The organism is Streptomyces sp. NPDC002787, from assembly GCF_053592095.1.
The window spans coordinates 56,410-72,831 of sequence record NZ_JBSFVC010000009.1; the positions used below are offsets into that span (position 1 = coordinate 56,410).

The following is a 16,422-nucleotide window of genomic DNA, read 5'->3' on the forward strand; positions in this document are numbered from 1 at the left end:
CGGGTGCGTCGGCGGGTGCGGGTGCGGGTGCGGGTGCTGGTGCGGGTGCGGGTGAGCGGGGGCTGGTCGCGCCCACGCGGCGGAGCCGCATATCGACACACCCCGCGCCCCTGAAAACCTGGGGGTGCCCCCGTGCTTTCAAGGGGGCGCGGGGAACTGCGCGAGCAACCACAGACCACCCGCACCCGCCGACGAACCCGCACCCCCGAGCTGAAAAGCGCACGGGGACTACTTGCGCAGGGAGTCGCCCAGGTCGGCCCCGCCCTGCCCCGGCACCGTCGCCAGTGGAGACGGACGGGCCGCGGCGGCGGACGGGACGGGGTGGCGGCCGGACAAGGGGACGAAGCCGGGCGGCGCGGTGTCGCCCAGAAGCACCCGCCGCACCACCCGCTCCGCCGCCCGCCCGTCGTCGTACTGGCAGAACCGGTCACGGAACGCCGCCCGCAGCTGTGCCGACCGCGAGCCGCGCCAGTGCCCGGTGGCGAAGATGTCGATCAGCTCGTCCTCACTGCGGGCGACCGCGCCGGGCGGGGCTGACCGCAGGTCGAAGTACGTACCGCGAGCCGCCTCGTACGCCTCCCAGTCCTCCGCGTGGATCACGATGGGCCGGTCGAGGTTGGCGTAGTCGAACATCAGGGAGGAGTAGTCGGTGACGAGCGCGTCGGAGGCGAGGCACAGGTTCTCGACGCTCGGGTAGGCCGTGACGTCCAGGAGGCGGCCGTGCGCCAGGTCCGTCAGCGGGGCGTCGTACGCGTGGTGGGCGCGGGCCAGGATCACGAAGCGTGGGCCCAGCTTGCGCAGCACCCGTTCCAGGTCCAGGTGGGTGCGCTGTGAGTGGCGGTAGTCGCGGTGCGTGGGCGCGTACAGGAGGGCGACCGCGCCCTCGGGGATGCCCAGGTGTTCGCGGATCCGGGCCACATCCGTCGAAGTGGCCCTCAGGAACACGTCGTTGCGTGGGGAGCCGTATTCGAGGGTCGTGTACGCCGACGGGTAGACGCGCTCCCAGACGAGGGTGGAGTGGCGGTTGCCCGACAGGACGTAGTCCCACTGGTCGCTGCCGCGCAGCACCGCCGCGAAGTCCGTGCCGCGCGCGGCGGCGGGCCGGTCCTGGAGGTCGAGGCCCATGTGCTTGAGCGGGGTGCCGTGCTGGGTCTGGAGGAGGATCTGGCCGGGACGCTTGACCAGTCGCCGGTCGAAGTCCACGTTGTTCACCAGGTACTTGGAGCGGGCGAGCGCCGTCCAGTACGCCATCGAGCCGGGGAGCACACGCCGGGTCGCCACCGGAAGGGTGTGGTGGTGTTCGGGGCGCGCGACCCACGAGGTGCGCATCTTGGGGACGTACGTACGGAACGCGTTCTCCAGCGCGGCCGGGCTGCACTCATAGCCCCGGCCGCCGTACGCGGCGAACACCGCCCGGTCGGTGCGCAGCGGGAGGAGGCGCTGGACGCGGTAGTGGACGCGGAGCCCACCGGCGCGCAGCAGCCCGGCCAGGCCCCGCACCAGGCGTCCGGCGCCCCGGCCCAGCCGGGCCACGGTCCACAGGGCGGGGTAGACACGCCGGCTGCCCAGCCGCAGAAGCGCGTGCCGCAGCCGGGCGCGGGCGTGGATGGGGGCGCCCGGAGTGCGGTAGCGGGCGCAGTGCGCGCGGACCGTGCGCAGGAACTCGGCGCGCGCCTCGCGCGGCAGCCGGTGGCGCCGGGAGAACACGGAGGTGAGGTGGTCGACCATGCGCCGGAACAGCACCGGACGCCACTGCGCCAGCTCCGGCCGCTCGTCGACGTACGCGAACACCCGGTCGTACTGCTCGAACACGTCGAAGTGACCGCGCGTAGTCGCCCCGAGCAGGCTGCCGTGGCGGCGCCGGCGGTGGTGGACGCAGACCCGGTCGAGGGTGGCGACGGACTCGGCGGTCATCAGGACCGGGTACGTCCACGCCGTGTCCTCGTAGATGCCGGACGGGAACCGGAAGTCGTGGTCCTCGACGAACTCCCGCTTGTACGCCTTGTTCCACACCACGGGGCGCACGTCCAGCAGGCCCGGGCGGTCGTCGAGGCGGAAGGGGGCCGGGCCCTGTTCGGTGAGTTGGAGGGCGTGTTCGTTGCGGACCGGCTCGCCCGACCAGGAGCTACGCGCGAAGTCGTGGACGAGGACGTCCGGTTCGCCGGTCTCCTTGACGCGGTCGGCGATCGCCTGGAGCGCGCCCGGCGTGAACGTGTCGTCGCCGTCGAGGAAGAGGAGGTAGTCGCCTCTCGCGTGCTCCATCCCCTTGTTGCGGGCGGCGCCCGGCCCGGCGTTCTCCCGCAGGCGCACCGGGCGCCGTACGCGGGGATCACGGGCCGCGACCTCGTCGACGATCGCCCCGCAGTTGTCGGGCGAGGCGTCGTCGACGACGATCACTTCGAGGTCGGTGAAGGACTGGGACAGCACAGAATCCAGGCATTCGTGCAGGTACGCCTGAACCTTGTACGCGGGAACGATGACGCTGAACCTGGGCAAGGGGGACATCCATGGGTCGTCGCGGGCATACTGCCCGGAAACGGCCGATGGGATGATTTGGTTACGTGGTGTGTTCCATACGGGGGATTTCGCCGGGGGGTGGGGGCGTGCGGGGGTGAACTTGTGGGTGAGCGGGGCGAGTTCGCGCGGTTGGCTCCGCCGGGGGCTCCGCCTGGGGCCCGGTTCGCCGTAGGGGTGCGGGTGCGCCGGGGACTGCGGGTCCGTCGTGGTTGCTCGCGCAGTCCCCGCGCCCCTCCGAGCTGTTAGGTGCCCTGCCCCTTACTTCACCGCCCCCGCCATCACCCCCGACACGAACTGCCGCTGGAACGCGAAGAACACGGCCAGCGGAATCACCATCGAGATGAACGCACCCGGCGCCAGGATCTCGATGTTGCTGCCGAACTGCCGTACCTGCTGCTGGAGTGCGACCGTCAGCGGCTGGGAGTCGGAGCTGGAGAAGACCAGCGCGACCAGCATGTCGTTCCACACCCACAGGAACTGGAAGATCCCGAGGGACGCGAGCGCCGGCGCGGCGAGCGGCAGGACGACCGTCGTGAACAGCCGTACCTCACCCGCCCCGTCCAGCCGCGCCGCCTCCAACAGCTCGCGCGGGATCTCCGCGAAGAAGTTCCGCAACAGGAAGATCGCGAACGGCAGTCCGAAGCCCACATGGAACAGGACGACGCCGATGATGTCGCCGAAGATCCCCAGGTCCCGGAAGAGCCCCGACAGCGGGATCAGCGCCACCTGCACCGGCACCACCAACAGTCCCACCACGACCATGAACCACCAGTCGCGGCCCTTGAAGTCCATCCAGGCGAAGGCGTATCCGGCCATCGCGCCGATCAGGACGACCAGCAGGGTCGCCGGCACCGTGATCCAGACCGTGTTGAACAGGGCGCTTGTGATGTCGTCGTTCTCCAGCAGCGACGCGTAACTCTTAGTGGTGAGCTGGGCCGGTGCCGAGAACACCTTCCACCACCCGGAGGTGGCGATGTCGGTCGGATCGCGGAACGACGACACCAGCAGCCCGAAGGTCGGCACCAGCCAGAACAGCGCCACAAGCAGCAGGAACACCCGCAGCGCGCCGCCCGCCGCGCCGCTCGCCAGCCGGGCGGCGAAGGAGCGCCTGGCGCGTACGGGGGCCTCGCGCGACGGAGTCCTCGGCGCGGGCGTTTCGACAGCGGTCACCGCTGGCGCTCCTTCCTGAGACGCCGGATGTTGACCCACATCACCGGCAGCACGAGCAGCAGCAGGACCACACCGATCGCGCTGCCGAGCCCGAAGTCGCCCCCGCCGCCGTACGACACCAGGTACAGCTGCAGGGCCAGGACGTTGGCCTCGTCCTGGGTGGGCTGGGGCGCGATGATGTAGACGAGGTCGAACACCTTCATCACATTGATCATCAGGGTGACGAGGACGACGACCAGGACCGGCGCGAGCAGCGGCACGGTGACCTTGCGGAACACCTGCCACTCGTTCGCCCCGTCCACCCGGGCCGCCTCGAGCAGATTGCGGTCCACACCGGCCAGCCCCGCCGCGATCAGCACCATCGCGAAGCCCGCCCACATCCAGATGTACGACCCGATGACGGCCGGGGTGACGAGGGTCGGGCCGAGCCAGTCGATGCCGTTGTAGGGCGCCGCGAAGTTCGAGCCGGGGAGCTTCAGTCGGGCCCCGTCGGCCGACTCCGGCAGGCTGAACGTGCCGTCGGCGCCGCTGGTCGCGGTGGCGACGACCTTCCCGTCCTTCACCGCCTCGACCTTGACGCCCTCCAGCGCCTTCTCGCCCGGGTCGACGGCCCCCTTCTCACCGCCGCCACCGAGCCGGAAGTCCAGCCAGACGGTGCCGGTGATCCCGTCGCCGGTGGCCGCCTTGGCGTCCTGCGCGTCGCCGGGCAGCCGGTTGGGCGCGATGCCGACGAGGGGAAGGAGCGCCGGGGTGCCCGCCCGCACGGTGCCCTCCGTCGTGAACGAACCCCCGCCGGACGCCCGGAGATCGCTCACCTGGGCGTTGGGCCGGGCCTTCGGATACACGGACTCGTCGACGAAGACGTCGTGCACGGACGTGACGATCGCGTTGGCGACCCCCTGGTTCGGATCCTGCTCGTACACCAGCCGGAAGATGATGCCCGCGGCGAGCATCGAGATCGCCATCGGCATGAAGACGATCAGCTTGAACGCCGTTCCCCAGCGCACCCGTTCGGTCAGCACCGCGAAGATCAGACCGAGCGCGGTGACGAGGGCCGGGGCCACCGCGACCCAGATCGCGGTGTTGCGTACGGCGACGAGGGTGGAGTCGTCGGAGAAGATCTCCGCGTAGTTGTCGAGGCCGACGAAGCCCGAGCCGTCCGCGTCGAACAGGCTCCGCCAGACCGAGTACCCGATGGGGTAGACCACGAGCGCGCCGAGCAGCACCAGCGCGGGCAGCAGAAACAGCACCGCCACCCACCATCGAGTGCCCGTCACGCTCTTGCGCGGTGCGGCGGGGGGCGTCGGCAGCGCGCCGGCGCCCCCCGCCGTCTTCGTCACGGCAGACGACATGAGGTCGACGTCAGCCGTTCCCGTAGGCCTTCGCCGCGTCGGTCTCCAGCTGTTTCTGGGCACCGGCCACGTCGTCGGGGTTCTTCAGGAAGTCCTGCAGGTGCTTCCACTCACCGACGCCCTGGGTGCCGCCGAACGCCGCCGGGGCCTGGTCGGACATGTCGAAGCGGAAGTCGTCGCCCGCCGCGAGCAGCGCCTTGGCGATCTCCCGGGTGACGTCGTCCTTGTACGTGCCCTGGTCCATCTCCTTGTTGGGGGAGAGGAAGCCGCCCTGCGCCGCCCAGATCTCGGCCGCGTCGGTCGAGGCGAGGAACGTGAGCAGCGCCTGCGCGCCCTCGCCGTCCTTCAGCGCCACGGCCGCGTCGCCGCCGGTCACCACCGGGGAGTCGTCGCCGACCGCCGGGAACGGGAAGACCTTGGCGTCCGTGCCGATCTTCGCGTCCGTGTCGCCGTTGACGGTGACGGCCACGAAGTCGCCCTCGAAGACCATCGCGGCCGGGGTGTCCCCGGTGAAGGTGTTCGTGATCGACTTGATGTAGTCGGTCTGCAGCGCGCCGGAGGAGCCGCCCGCGAGCAGGTCGTCCTTGCCCCACAGCTCGGCGAGCGTGGTGAGGGCTTCCTTGACGGACGGGTCGGTCCATTTGATCTCGTGCTTGGCGAGCTGGTCGTACTTCTCGGGGCCCGCCTGTGACAGATAGACGTTCTCGAACCAGTCGGTGAGCGTCCAGCCGTCGGCGCCGCCGACGGACACGGCGGGTGAGCCGGCGTCGGAGAGCGTCTGCGCGGTCTGCAGGAACTCGTCCCACGTCTTGGGTTCCTCGGTGATCCCCGCCGCCTCGAAGGCCGCGGTGTTGTACCAGACGAGGGACTTGTTGGCGGCCTTCGCGTACACGCCGTACTGCTTGCCCTCGTACGCGCCGAGGTCCTTCCAGCCGGCCGAGAAGTTCTTGTCCAGCTGCGCCTGGGCCTCACTGCCGAGCGGTTTGACCCAGCCCTTCTCGGCGAACTGGTGCAACACGCCGACCTGCGGCAGGAACGCCACGTCCGGCGGCTTGCCGCCCTCGATCTTGGTACCGAGGAAGGTGGAGGTGTTGTTGCCGGTCGGTACGAACGTCACCGAGGCGCCGGTGCGTTTCTCGAACTCGTCCAGCACCTTCTGGAAGTTGGCCAGCTCCGGTCCCGTGAAGACCGCGGCGACCTCCAGCTTCTGGCCGTCCAGCTTGGGGAGTTGCACGGTGGCTTCGCCGCCGCCGTCGTTGCCTTCGTTTCCGGTGTCGCCCCCGTCGTCGCCGTCACCGCCGCATGCGGTGAGGGAGAGGGCGAGGATGCCTGCGGCCAGGGCCGCGAGGCCTTTGGTGGTGGAACGATGAACACGCTGCATACTGCGCATCACTGACCCCGTTCTCCGTGCGTCGTCGAACGTAGAAGCGCTGTCCCGTGCGCTCTGGTCTACGCCGGGTCCCTGAGAGCGGCAAGAGCGCCTACCGTGTCAACTCCGTGATCGTGACCGCGTCGTGACCATGGGAGCGACGGAGAACGACGGAGAACGACGGAGAACGAGGGGGGAAGGACGGGAAAGGACAGGGAACGACGGAGAAGGACGGGGAACGACGGAGGGGGTATCGGGGCGCGGAGGCCGGGACCGTCTCGTCAGAGCAGTGACGGCACGTCCGCCGCGGAGACCTCCCGCGCCGCCCGGTCCAACGCGCTGGCGAGCAGGGCCAGGTCCGTGGGCCCGTTGCCCAACTCCCGTACGGGGCGGCGGGCCGGGGGGTCTCCCATGCGGGTCCAGTCGAGCGGTACGACCGTCGGACGCAGGGTCGCCGTACGCGGGATGCGGCCCGTCACCCGGCCCGCCTGGAAGGGGATCGCGGGGCCCCCGGCGGTCCGCGACTCGCCCCGCCCGGGCGCGGGTTCGTCCGGGCCCGGCACCGGTGCGCTCAGCACGACTCGGCCGCCGGCCGCCCGCCCCAGTTCGCCCTCGCTCGTACGGCCGCCGCCTCCGGTGGTGGCGACCAGGTGCACCCCGAGCCGCTCGCCCTCCCGGGCCACCGCCTCCAGGGCCCGTACGACGGAACCGGCCGCGGGCCTGCCCGTGGAGCCCAAGGGGGGTGACAGCAGGGCGTCGAGGTCGTCGACGATCAGGACGAGCCGGGGAAGCACGGTGGCCGGGCGTTTCCTGTCCGGCCCCGTACCGTCCTGGCCGGCGGCCTTGCGGCCGGCCGCCGGTCGCAGTCGGAGAGTGGAGCTGGAGGAGGAGTCGAGGTCGGCGGCCCCGCCGGAGGCGGACGGCGCCGAGCGTTGCGGGACGATGCGGCCCGAGACCTCGCGACGGGTGTGCCACTCCACGAAGCCGAGGCCACCGAGGAGTTCGGCCCGGCGTTTGAGCTCGGAGGCGAGCGACTGGGCGAACTCCCGCATGCGCACGGGGTCGTTGGCGATGAGGTGGGTGCCGACGTGGGGGAGGTCGGTACAGACGCCCAGCCCCTCTCCGGCGCGGCCTGCGCCACCACCGCCACCGACACCTGGTCCCGCGCTGCCGCCGCCGTCCCGGCCGTCGACGAGGGCGATGCCCAGCCGGTCGGGGCGCTCGGCGGCGGCCAGCGACGCGGCGATCGACCGCAGCAGTTCCGTACGACCGCTGCCGGGTGGCCCCTCGATCAGCAGATGCGGGCCCTCGGCGGCGAGGTCCACGGAGACCGGGCCGCGCGGCCCGGCGCCGAGCACGGCCCAGGCCCGGCCGCCGAGCGCCGTCGTGTCGTCGGCCGCGTCCGCCCAACGGGCCATCAGCGACGCCGGGGTGGCCCGCGCCAGCCCCAACTCGTCCAGCAACCGCGCCGACTGCGGCAACGGGGCCGACACCCGGGCCGGCCGATCCCCGGCCGCCCCTTCCGGCCGCAACGGCGCCAGCGCCCGGGCGAACCGCTCCGCCCACTCCGCAGACACGGCGTCCACGGTGGCGACGGTCCCGTGGTTCAGCAGACCGGGGACGTGCGCGGCGAGGGCGGGGAGGTCCCCGGTGCCGGGGTGCGTGCGCTCGTCGGCGCCGCCCCGTGCCGTCCCCATGAGGCCGATGTGGGTGTGCGTACGGCCGGCGGCGCCGCCACCGGGTTCGGCGGGGGCGGAGTGCCGGGGGTCGGCCTGCGCGGCCCTCGTACGGCCCGTGCGGGAGTGGTCGGCGGGGGCTTCGCCGGTGCGCGGGTGGGCCGAGGAGGAGGAAGCGCCGGGGGCGTCCGCCTGCCGGGGGTGGGCGCCGGGATTGTGCGCCTCAGGCGCGAGGGGTGGGGACACGCTCGTGCCCGCGTACCCGGGGGCGACGCGCAACAGCCGTAGCGCCGTCGCCACATCCCCGCTCAGCAGGGCGACGGCCCCGCACGCGCGGAACGCGGGTGAGCCGCCGCAGGCCGCCACGTACGTCTCCGTCACCGGCGAGGCGGGCGACGCGGCCTCCGCCTCGGCCAGGCACACCACATGGATCCCGGCGGCGGGCCCGTCCTGCGCCAGCCGCACCACGGCCTCGCGCACATCGGCACCGCCGGGGTCGCCGTCGACGATCACGACGGTGTACGGCCCCTGGAAGCCCTCGCCGTCGGCCTCGTCGTCCCGGGCCCACGACGGCCGCCGCCCGGCCCGCCGGTCCACGGCGCCCTCGGCCCCGCGGCCCGCGACGGCCCCGGCATCCGCCGCCGTACGACGGGTCCCGGCTTCCCCGCCATGCCGGGCGGCCCCCGGACCCGTCGCCCTTCCGACGCCTCGCCCGGCCTTGTCCGCCGCGTGGTCCTCCACTCGGCGGAGCAGCTCCTCGACGCGGGCGGTGGCCTGTTCGCGGTCGTAGGCGAGGAGGAGGCGGCAGTCCTGGCCGTGGGCGGGGCGGAGGTGGGGGAGCCAGCCGAGCCAGGACCAGTCCGCGGTGCGTTCCTCGGCGGGGCGGTGGCGGTCCGCGCTGATGAGGACGATTTCCAGGGTGTCGGGGGCGTGCAGCGCGGCCAGCTGGGCCACGACCGCGCGGGCCAGCCCCATCAGCCGGGGGCGCGGGCCGGCCAGCCCCAGCGAGCCGATCTCACGCAGCCCGGCGGTCACCGGGACGGCCGGAACCAGCCCTGAACCGTCCGGCGCCGCCCGGTCGGCCGTCCCCAACCGCAGCGTCAACGCCTCCGGATGCCCCGGCCCCCGCTCCCACAGCCGGGGCCCGGGCCCGAGCGCGGTCAGCAGCAGCGCCGCGAGGTCGGGCCAGATCTCGGGCAGCCGCTCCGTATGCGTGGGCACCGCCGCCGCGCCCATGCCGGGCTCGTCCTCGTCGTACGCGGAGTCGTACTCATAGGGGTCGTACTCGGCGGCAGACTGCCCCCGCCCCCCGGCCAGCCGCCGGGCCCAGGCCCCGATCCCGCCACGTTTACGCACGCCACGGGGCACGTCCGTGCCACGGAGAGGGGTGGATTTGCGGGTGCCGGAGTCGGTGGAGCCGAGAGGGGCGGCGGCACTGGAGGGATCGACGGGATGGAGGGGATCGAGGGGATCGAGGGAAGCGGCCGGATCGGCCGCCGCGGCTGGTCCGGCCGCCCTGACGGACTCACCGGCGCCACCGGCACCGGACCCGGCACCGGACCCGGACCCGGGCAGGGCTTCGGACGTGGCACCGCCACCGCCCGCACCCGCCGTCCGCTCGATCCCCGGCGCCCCGCCCTGCCCCGGCACGAGCCGCTGGTCCGCACCCTCCGCGACACGGCCGCGCCCCGAGGAACCCTCAGCCCCCCGCCCGGAAACACCGCCACGCGGCACTTCCCCGGAGCCCGAGTCACCCCCGACGATCACCCGGACATGGCCCTCCCCGTCAGGTGCCGTCCGGGCCCCCCGCGTCCCCGATGACGAGGCCAGCCGGAGCGCGGACTCTCCGATGCGCAGGAGCGCGCCCGGGGCGAGGCGCACCGGGCGGTCGCCGACGCGGGTGCCGTCGAGGGTGGTGCCGTTGGTGGAGCCGAGGTCGACGACGGAGACGCGGCCGTCGGCGGAGAGGGTGACCGCGCAGTGGAGGCGGGAGACGTCGGGGTCGTCGAGCGGGACGTCGGCGTCGGCGGAGCGACCGATGTGGATCTTGCCGCCGTGCAGCAGGTGGACACCGCCCGCGTCGGGGCCGGCCACGACATGCAGCTGGGCGGCCGCCTCGTCGACCTCGGGGCCCGGCTCGGCGGGGGCGCCCAGACAGAGCACGGCGCCGTCGATGAGGGGCGGCTCGCCCAGGGTGCAGCGCTGGGTGTCGAGGCGCTCGGCACCGGCGTACAGCACGACCTGGCCGCCGCCGACCTCCCGGCTGCGCTCAAGACGCTCTGCGCCGCCCTCGCCGACGGCGGAGGCGAGGGCCGAGGCCACGGCGGCGAGGGCCGTCCCGGCGGGCGCCGTGACCAGCACGTCGCAGGCCGTGGCACGTCCTCGCGGCTCCGAGGGCGGTCCCAGCGGGTCTACGACGGTCAGCCGGATCTGCATCGCCGTCAGCGGTCCCTTCCGCGCGGGCACCCGCGACGACAAGGACGAGACTGCGCGGTCCCCACCGCAGACTTCCCCCACCGCTCACGGGCACGTCGGCCAGTACTGGAGGCATCCTCCCACCTGCCACTGACAACACGCCCGCCGCCCAGCGCCAAGTGATCTTGATTGGTCGGCTCTGCCCCCAAAAGTGCCTGACCAGTGCCCGCCAGTTGATCACTTGAGATCGGTCACGTTCCTGTCTCGTCCGTACTTGGGCAACCAAGCGCCTGCGGGAGAGCGTCTTTCCATCGAACGTATGGGGGAACTCGTACGTATCCGCGTAAGCGGGACGACAGGAACACACCACAAGCCACAGCGGGCGCAGGACGACGGGACCCCGGTCCTGGGGAAGGCCGCACTACAGTGGGTCGGAAACACCCGTGGGACGGGGCCAGGCAAGCAAGCAACAGGGAGCGCATGACGTGCGGCCGGTAGGGAGCAAGTACCTCCTTGAGGAGCCGATTGGACGCGGCGCCACAGGCACTGTCTGGCGCGCCCGCCAGCGGGAGACCGCGGGGGCCGAGGCGGCCGTGCCCGGTCACCCCGGCGAGACCGTGGCGATCAAGGTCCTCAAGGAGGAGCTCGCGAGCGACGCGGACATCGTGATGCGGTTCCTGCGGGAGCGCTCCGTGCTGCTCCGGCTGACGCATCCGAACATCGTGCGGGTGCGGGACCTCGTGGTCGAGGGCGATCTGCTCGCCCTGGTCATGGACCTGGTCGAGGGACCCGACCTGCACCGCTACCTCCGCGAGAACGGCCCGTTCTCCCCGGTCGGCGCCGCCCTGCTCACCGCCCAGATCGCCGACGCGCTCGCGGCCAGCCACGCCGACGGCGTCGTCCACCGCGACCTGAAGCCCGCCAACGTGCTGCTGAAGCAGGACGGCGGCGAGATGCACCCGATGCTGACCGACTTCGGCATCGCCCGCCTCGCCGACTCCCCGGGCCTCACCCGGACCAGCGAGTTCGTCGGCACCCCGGCGTACGTCGCCCCCGAGTCCGCCGAGGGCCGGCCGCAGACCTCCGCCGTCGACATCTACGGCGCGGGCATCCTGATGTACGAACTGGTCACCGGGCGCCCGCCGTTCGCCGGCCAGTCCGCGCTCGAAGTGCTGCACCAGCACCTGAGCGCCGAGCCGCGCCGCCCGTCCACCGTCCCCGACCCGCTGTGGACGGTCATCGAGCGCTGTCTGCGCAAGAACCCGGACGAACGGCCCAGCGCCGTCAACCTCGCCCGCGCGCTGCGCATCGTCGCCGAGGGCGTCGGCGTGCACGCGAACTCCATGCAGATCGCCGCCGCCGACGGCGTGGGCCACATCCTCGCCCCCGACCCGGCGCCCGCCCAGGTGCCGGGCGCCCCCGAGCCGTTCGGTTCGGCCGACCCCACGCAGGTGCTGCCGCAGGGCGCCGGCTCGTACGACCCGAACGCCGCGACCAGCGTGCTCCCGCACACCTCCGGTCCCGCGGGCGCGGCCGACCCCACCGCCGTGCTTCCGCACACCAGCGGCTCCGACCCGACGTCCGTCATGCCGCCGGTGCCGCCCCACGACCCCGGCGGCCAGCCGCCCGAGCAGCCCCACCCCTGGCAGAACCAGCTCCGCGCCGCGCGCGACCGCAACGAGCAGACCCAGGTCCAGTACCTCGACCCCAACGAGGACCCGCTGCGCCGCCGCCCCCAGCGGCAGGCCGGCCGCCCGCAGCAGCCGCCGCCCCAGCAGCCGCCGCGCCGGCAGCAGCGTCCGCCCCAGGGCGGCCCCGGCCCCGGCTACGGCCACCCGCAGCAGCAACAGCCGTACGCGCCCGCGCCTCCTGCCGCGCCGCAGCGTCAGCAGCCCCAGCGGTACGCCCCCGCGCCGCAGCCGCAGCAGCCGGCGCCCCGGCCCCAGCAGCCCGCGCCCCGGCCCCAGCGTGAGCCCCGGCCGCCGCGGGAGCCGCGTCAGCGCAGCGCCAACCCGATGAGGATTCCGGGTCTCGGCTGCCTCAAGGGCTGCCTCTTCATGATCGTCCTCCTCTTCGTCGGTGGCTGGCTCATCTGGGAGTTCACCCCGCTCCAGGAGTGGGTCGGCACGGGCAAGAGCTGGTGGGGCCAGCTCTCCGACTGGTTCGGCGAAGTGAGCAAGTGGATCGGCGAACTGGACAACGGGTCTGGTTCGGGGGGCTCGGGGCAGTAGAGCGCCTCATGGCTCGGGGGTGCGGGTGCGTCGGCGGGTGCGGCTCCGGTGGCGCTTCTCGCGCAGTTCCCCGCACCCCTTGGTAACCGGGCTCACCCCATGCTTGTAAGGGGCGCGGGGAACTGCGCGACCAGCCCCCACGCACCCGCACCCGCCGACGCACCCAAGCCCCCCACCCAAGCCCCCACCCCCATCCGCGTACCCCGCACCCCGGCGGAGCCTCACGCGGAGCCCTATGTTGGGGACTTGTCGACATCTGAGGGGTGATTTCCGCCTCGGCGGTGAAGGTTGGGTCTTGAGGCGCGTAGCTTTGTCGCCAACACGCGGCCTGTAGGAGCAGTCTTGGGACGGAAGATCGGAAGCCGGTACACCGCGAACCAGATTCTGGGGCGGGGCAGCGCCGGCACGGTGTGGCTGGGTGAGGGCCCGGAGGGCCCCGTCGCCATCAAGCTGCTGCGCGAGGACCTCTCCTCCGACCAGGAACTCGTCAGCCGTTTCGTCCAGGAGCGCACCGCGCTGCTGGGCCTCGACCACCCGAACGTCGTCTCCGTACGCGACCTCGTCGTCGACGGCAACGACCTCGCCCTCGTCATGGACCTCGTCCGGGGCACCGACCTGCGCACCCGTCTGGACCGGGAGCGGCGCATGGCCCCCGAGGCGGCGGTCGCCATAGTGGCCGACATCGCGGACGCCCTCGCGGCGGCACACGCGGCCGGAGTCGTCCACCGCGACGTCAAGCCGGAGAACATCCTGCTCGACATGCAGGGCCCGCTGGGCCCCGGCGGTTCGCACCCGGCCCTCCTGACCGACTTCGGCGTCGCCAAGCTGATCGATTCCCCCCGCCGCACCCGCGCGACGAAGATCATCGGTACGCCCGACTACCTCGCCCCCGAGATCGTGGAGGGCCTGCCCCCGCGCGCCGCCGTGGACATCTACGCGCTGGCGACCGTCCTGTACGAGCTGCTGGCCGGCTTCACCCCGTTCGGCGGCGGCCACCCCGGGGCCGTGCTGCGCCGCCATGTCACCGAGACCGTGGTCCCCCTCCCCGGCATCCCCGAGGAGCTGTGGCAGCTCCTCGTGCAGTGCCTGGCGAAGGCGCCGGCCTCGCGGCTGCGCGCCTCGGAGCTGGGGGCGCGGCTGCGGGAACAGTTGCCGCTGCTGGCCGGGATGCCGCCGCTGGACGTCGACGAGCCCGGCGCGGAGACGGCGGAGTCGGTCGAGGAGGAGGCCGTGCCGGTGGCGCCGAGGGAGCGGGTGCGGCGAGGCGCCGTACCGCTGGTGCCCGGCGCGAAGCCTGACTCCAACCGGGACACGCACACGTCGATGAGGGTGCCCGGGCCGGACGAGCTGGCGGGTGGGGCCCGGGGGACGGCGCGGGTGCCCCGGGCCTCGGGTGCGCCCCGGCCGGGCTCGGCGCGCCGTCGGGCCATGGCCCGACGGCGACGGATCACGCTCGGAGCCGCGGCGGTCGCGCTGGTGGTCGCGGCGGGTGTGGGTACCTGGGCGGCGACGTCCGGAGGCGAATCGGGGGGCGGGTCCAAGGACACGAACAACTCGACGCCGGCGTCGCCGTGAGGTGACCGCTGTCGTGCCTTGAACGACCCCGGCAGAAGGGGGACTTGAGAAGAAGGACGGCACCACGAAGTCCGTCACCCTCGCCCCGCTCACCGCTCCCGCCTCGGTATCGCCTCGATCACCGACAGCGAGCAGTACGGCGGACAGCCGCGCGAGGAGGTCTTCTGCAACGGCTCCACCCCCGTCACCCTCCACTCCATGGACCGCTATGACTTCAACAAGGGGATGAGCGACATCGAGACCGGAACCCCTGACGAGGTCAACGGCGGATTCGCCGTCCGGTGGAGGCCGCTGGTGGGAGCGCGGCCCGGCGCCGCGCTGAAGGGCGCACTCGTCGTCGCCGCGATCGTCTCGGTGGGCTCCTGCGGTTCCCCGGAACCGCAGGAGTCCGCCCCCGGGACGGACAGCGCCTCGGAGGGATGCGAGGTCCGTGACACCACCCAGCAGGTCGCCGACCGTTTCTCCAAGCTGGGCGAGGTCATCAGCACGCAATGGTGCGCGATGGACCTCACGGGCGGCTCGTCCCGCGCCCCCGGCCCGAGCGACATCAGAATGGTCGGCTACTTCGAGACCTCGGCCACGGATATCAAGGCCATCCTCGACGGCCCGGAACGAAAGTTCGAGCAGGCCGAGCCCGAGGACATCCCCGAGCCCCTCCGTGGTGCCATCAACGGGAAGACCGAGTGGGTGACCAGCCCCGAAGTGGACGAGGAGATCACGGGCGGCTTGTACACCGGGACGTTCTCTTTCGACCGCGATTCCCACCGGGTCCTCTTCGACACCGTCAACCCGGCTCGGGCCGAGGACGAGGGGGCAGTGGCCGGAGGCTGAGGGCCCAGGGAAGAAGCGGGGGCGCGGCTCCCCGCTTCTTCCCTCCCGGCCCGGGCCCGGGGGCACCCCACCATGGTCGCCCGGCGGAGCCGTTACGCTGGGGGCGTGGCAGTCGTCGATGTATCCGAAGAGCTGAAGTCCCTCTCCTCGACCATGGAGTCGATCGAGGCCGTTTTGGACCTCGACAAGCTGAGGGCAGACATCGCCGTGCTCGAGGAGCAGGCGGCCGCGCCGTCCCTGTGGGACAACCCGGACGAGGCGCAGAAGATCACCAGCAAGCTCTCCCACCTCCAGGCCGAGGTCAGGAAGGCGGAGACACTGCGCGGTCGTATCGACGACCTCGGTGTCCTCTTCGAGATGGCCGAGGAGGAGGACGACCCGGACACCCGCGCCGAGGCCGAGTCGGAGCTGGTCTCCGTCCGCAAGGCGCTGGACGAGATGGAGGTCCGCACCCTCCTGTCCGGCGAGTACGACTCCCGTGAGGCCCTCGTCAACATCCGCGCAGAGGCCGGTGGCGTCGACGCCGCCGACTTCGCCGAGAAGCTGCAGCGGATGTACCTGCGCTGGGCGGAGCAGAAGGGCTACAAGACCGAGGTGTACGAGACCTCGTACGCGGAAGAGGCCGGCATCAAGTCGACCACCTTCGCCGTCCAGGTCCCCTACGCCTACGGCACGCTCTCCGTGGAGCAGGGCACGCACCGGCTCGTCCGGATCTCGCCCTTCGACAACCAGGGGCGTCGCCAGACCTCCTTCGCCGGTGTCGAGGTGCTGCCCGTGGTCGAGCAGACGGACCACATCGAGATCGACGAGTCCGAGCTGCGCGTGGACGTCTACCGGTCCTCCGGCCCGGGCGGTCAGGGCGTCAACACCACCGACTCCGCGGTGCGGTTGACTCACCTCCCCACCGGCATCGTCGTCTCCTGCCAGAACGAGCGGTCGCAGATCCAGAACAAGGCCACCGCCATGAACGTTCTCCAGGCGAAGCTGCTGGAGCGGCAGCGCCAGGAGGAGCGGGCCAAGATGGACGCCCTCAAGGACGGCGGCAGTTCCTGGGGCAACCAGATGCGTTCGTACGTCCTGCACCCGTACCAGATGGTCAAGGACCTCCGCACCGACTACGAAGTCGGCAACCCCGAGGCCGTGTTCAATGGCGAGATCGAGGGCTTCCTGGAGGCCGGAATTCGCTGGCGCAAGCAGCAGGAGAAGTAGGGGCGCCGAATTCAGCGCTTTGTCGACAAGGCAACTGCCTTCCACCGGAAGGCAGTTGCCTTGTCTGTGTGGTGATG

General features: G+C 72.4%; 9 protein-coding genes. 4 read left to right on the forward strand and 5 right to left on the reverse strand.

The window, feature by feature from the left end; translation table 11 throughout:
• Window positions 1–228 precede the first annotated feature (228 nt).
• From ACWD26_RS14375 to ACWD26_RS14395, 5 genes are all read right to left on the reverse strand, one after another.
• Window positions 229–2,505 (reverse strand): bifunctional glycosyltransferase/CDP-glycerol:glycerophosphate glycerophosphotransferase, encoded by a 2,277-nt coding sequence (locus ACWD26_RS14375; protein ID WP_451269725.1) that lies wholly within the window; start codon window positions 2,503–2,505, stop codon window positions 229–231.
• A gap of 270 nt (window positions 2,506–2,775) precedes the next feature.
• Window positions 2,776–3,687, reverse strand: a complete 912-nt coding sequence (locus tag ACWD26_RS14380; RefSeq protein ID WP_451269727.1) for a carbohydrate ABC transporter permease — start codon at window positions 3,685–3,687, stop codon at window positions 2,776–2,778.
• Window positions 3,684–5,039 (reverse strand): carbohydrate ABC transporter permease, encoded by a 1,356-nt coding sequence (locus tag ACWD26_RS14385; RefSeq protein ID WP_451269729.1) that lies wholly within the window; start codon window positions 5,037–5,039, stop codon window positions 3,684–3,686. The genes ACWD26_RS14380 and ACWD26_RS14385 overlap by 4 nt, the downstream gene beginning before the upstream one ends.
• A 10-nt stretch (window positions 5,040–5,049) precedes the next feature.
• Window positions 5,050–6,429, reverse strand: a complete 1,380-nt coding sequence (locus ACWD26_RS14390) for an ABC transporter substrate-binding protein (RefSeq protein ID WP_451269731.1) — start codon at window positions 6,427–6,429, stop codon at window positions 5,050–5,052.
• Between the two features lie 260 nt (window positions 6,430–6,689).
• A complete protein-coding gene (locus tag ACWD26_RS14395; protein WP_451269733.1) occupies window positions 6,690–10,520 on the reverse strand; it encodes an FHA domain-containing protein in 3,831 nt (1,276 codons plus the stop codon).
• A gap of 464 nt (window positions 10,521–10,984) precedes the next feature.
• Between ACWD26_RS14395 and ACWD26_RS14400 the strand changes: the two genes are divergently transcribed.
• From ACWD26_RS14400 to prfB, 4 genes are all read left to right on the forward strand, one after another.
• Window positions 10,985–12,730, forward strand: coding sequence for a protein kinase domain-containing protein (locus tag ACWD26_RS14400; protein ID WP_451269735.1), 1,746 nt, complete (start codon window positions 10,985–10,987; stop codon window positions 12,728–12,730).
• A 342-nt stretch (window positions 12,731–13,072) separates the two neighbouring features.
• On the forward strand, window positions 13,073–14,305 hold the full coding sequence (locus tag ACWD26_RS14405; protein ID WP_451269737.1) for a serine/threonine-protein kinase: 1,233 nt from the start codon (window positions 13,073–13,075) through the stop codon (window positions 14,303–14,305).
• Between the two features lie 198 nt (window positions 14,306–14,503).
• Window positions 14,504–15,136 carry a hypothetical protein gene (locus ACWD26_RS14410; RefSeq protein ID WP_451269739.1) on the forward strand — a complete coding sequence of 211 codons (633 nt, stop codon included), beginning with the start codon at window positions 14,504–14,506 and terminating at the stop codon, window positions 15,134–15,136.
• A gap of 105 nt (window positions 15,137–15,241) precedes the next feature.
• The gene (gene prfB, locus ACWD26_RS14415; protein WP_451269741.1) at window positions 15,242–16,345 is read left to right on the forward strand and encodes a peptide chain release factor 2; all 1,104 of its coding nucleotides are present in this window, start codon (window positions 15,242–15,244) and stop codon (window positions 16,343–16,345) included.
• Window positions 16,346–16,422 lie beyond the last annotated feature (77 nt).